Annotated in this window: 2 protein-coding genes; both read left to right on the forward strand. The window is 70.3% G+C overall.

The features are described from left to right. On the forward strand, positions 1 to 1,481 hold a 1,481-nt coding region (locus tag AB0E67_RS36305; protein ID WP_362035116.1), incomplete at its 5' end, for a condensation domain-containing protein. A 169-nt stretch (positions 1,482 to 1,650) separates the two neighbouring features. Next, the coding region (locus AB0E67_RS36310) for a condensation domain-containing protein (protein WP_362035118.1) at positions 1,651 to 3,125 on the forward strand (1,475 nt) is incomplete at its 3' end.

Consider the following 3,125-nt stretch of genomic DNA (forward strand, 5'->3'; position numbering starts at 1 on the left):
GCGACTCGATCATCAGCCTCCAGGTCGTTTCAAGGGCCCGTCGCGCCGGTCTGTCACTCTCCTCCCGGGACGTCTTCCAGCACCCCACCATCTCCACCCTCGCCGCTCGTATCGACGAGGCCGGACCGCACGGGGCACTGGACCCCTCCGAGGACGCGGGCCAACAGGGACCGGTCAGTGGAACGGTGGCGTCGACCCCCGTCCGGGAGTGGTTCTTCGAGACCCACCCGGTGGCTACCGGCCACTTCAACATGTCCCTGGCGTTCGAGCTGCCGCACGACGTCGACCTGACAGCGCTCCGTGCCGCAGTCGGGGCGCTGGTCACTCAGCACGACGCCCTGCGCTCCACGTTCGTCCAGGACGCGGAAGGCGTCTGGACCGGGCGGATCACACCCGACGCCGACCTCGATGCCGTCTTCACCGTCCACACACTCCCTGCCGACGGAGCCGACGCGGCCTGGCACGCACTGGTCGTCGACGCACAGGCCGGGCTCGACCTCGCTGGCGGCCCCCTGATCCGTACGGTCGTCGGCACGGCCACCGACGGGGACGCACCGGCCCGCCTGCTGATCACCGCGCACCATCTGGTGATCGACGGCGTCTCCTGGCGCATCCTGCTCGGCGACCTGGCCACCGCGTACGAGCACGCGATCGCCGGCCACACCCCCGACCTCGGTCCGCGTACCTCGTCCGTGCGCGACTGGGCGGACCGGCTCGGCGCGTACGTTCGCGAGGGAGGCTTCGACGACCAGGCGGCGTACTGGAGCTCGGTGGCCGAGGCCGCCGAGATCGGCCTGCCGCGCGACATGCCGCTGGGCGGGAACAAGGTGGCCGACCAGGCGGCGGTCATGGCGTACCTCGACACGGATGACACGCACGCGCTGCTGCACCAGGTCCCCGGCCGGTTCCGGACCCAGATCAACGACGTGCTCCTCGCCGCCCTCGCCCGCACCTTGCGGGGCTGGACCGGGCGGGACAAGGTCGCCGTGAACCTGGAAGGACATGGTCGCGAGGAACTGTTCGACGACATCGACCTGACGCGTACCGTCGGCTGGTTCACGGCGATGTACCCCGTGGCGCTCGAACTCCCCGCAGGGGACGACTGGCCGGGGACCATGCGCTCGGTCAAGCGCCAGCTGCGAGCCGTCCCGGACCGGGGCGTCGGCTACGGCGCGCTCCGCCACCTCGCGGACACGCCCGGTCTCGTCCCCGCCGTCGATCCACTGATCAGCTTCAACTACCTGGGGCAGTTCGACACGGCCACCGGCGGCGCGGGTCTCCTCGACCGGTCCGTCGCGGTCGACGGGCAGGAACACGGACCCCAGCAGGAGCGGAACCATCTGATCGACGTGGTCGCCGCAGTGGACGACGGCAGGTTCGTCGTCACCTGGTACTACTCGGCAGCCGTGCACCACCGGGAGACGGTCGCGGCCCTGGCCGAGGAGTTCGTCGCGGCTCTGCGGAGCGTGGCCCGAGGCTGACGTCCCGGGACCTCGCACCGCCTCGGCTCGCTCCGGTCGGGCCGCCCTGGCCGGAGGTCGGCCGCCCCGCCCTGTCCCCGGCGCGGCGCCGACCTCCGGCCGGCCCCCCACCCCCATCCCCTCAGCCCTTCCGCCCCGCCCTTTTCTTGGTGTCACAAGGAGACGCGAGATGAGCACGCAACCGTCCCGGGAGAACCGGATCAGCGCCCTGCCCGCCCACATGCAGGAGTTGCTCAGGGCACGCATGGCGGGTGCCGTGGCGGCGGTCGACCCCGACGCGATATCTCCCGTCGAACGTGGGGAGGGGGCGGAGCTTCCGGCATCATTCGCGCAGCAACGCCTTTGGTTCCTGGAGGAGTTCAGGCCCGGCGGCACAGAGTACAACTCCGGTCTTGCCCTGCGTGTACGAGGCGACCTCGATGTCGCCGCGCTTCAGCGGGCTGTGGATATGCTCGTCGCCCGCCACGAGTCGCTGCGCACCACTTTCGATTCCGTCGACGGCAGGGTCGTCCAGGTGGTGCATTCCACGCTCGCCGTACCGATCGAGTACATCGATAGCGCCGGACGGGACGCAAGGATCGGGCAGGCCGGGGAATCCGGGCCGGGCGGGCAGCCCGATGCCGCAGGCGCCGTTGTCGACGATCTCCTGCGCGAGCGCCTGCTGACCCCGTTCGACCTGCGCGAAGGCCCGCTCGTACGCGTCTGCCTCGTACGCATCGGCACCGGCGAACACGCCCTGCTTCTCGCCATGCACCACATGGTCACCGACGGCCGGTCGCTGGACATCCTCACCGACGAACTCGGCCGGTGCTACGCGGCCGTCGTGCGCGGTGAGACGCCCGGACTCCCCTCCCTGCCGATCCAGTACGCCGACTTCGCCGTCTGGCAGCGGGACAGGGTCGACTGTTCGGATGCGCAGGAGGAGAAGGGGCTCGCGTACTGGCGTCAGCGGCTGGCCGGTCTCGAACCCCTGGAGCTGCCCACCGACCGGCCCCGCCCCGCCGTGCGAAGCTCGGCCGGCGCGGTCCACACGTTCCGTGTCGCACCGGAGCTGGCACGGCGCCTCGCCGCCGCGGGGCGGGAACGGGGCGCGAGCCCCTTTGTGACACTGACGGCGGTGACGCAACTGCTCCTGTCGCGCTACAGCGGCCAGGACGACATCGCGCTCGGCACCGCCACCTCGGGCCGGGACCGCACCGAACTGGAGAATCTCGTCGGGTTCTTCGTCAACACCCTCGTGCTGCGTTCGCGGATCGACCCGACTGCCACGTTCGGCGACTTCCTCACGGATGTGAAGAACACGGTGCTGGAGGCGTTCGACCACCAGCACGTGCCCTTCGACCGAGTGGTCGAGGCCGTGGCCCCCGAGCGGGACCCCAGCCGTATGCCCCTGGTCCAGGCCGTGGTGGTGTTGCAGAGCGCCACCGAGTCGGCTCCTGACTTCCCCGGCCTGAGCCTGGAGCCGATGGGGGTGACCAGGGACGCGCTGCCCTTCGACTTCATGCTGGAATTCGAGGAAAAGGGCGAGGAGTTGATCGGCGCAATCGAATACAGCACGGATTTGTTCGATGCGGTGACGGTGGAGCGGATGGCGGGGCATTGGTTGGGTCTTGCGGAGGGGTTGGTGGCTGCTTCGGGTGTGGC

This window comes from Streptomyces sp. NPDC032161, from assembly GCF_040636995.1.
In the GTDB taxonomy this organism is placed as follows: domain Bacteria; phylum Actinomycetota; class Actinomycetes; order Streptomycetales; family Streptomycetaceae; genus Streptomyces.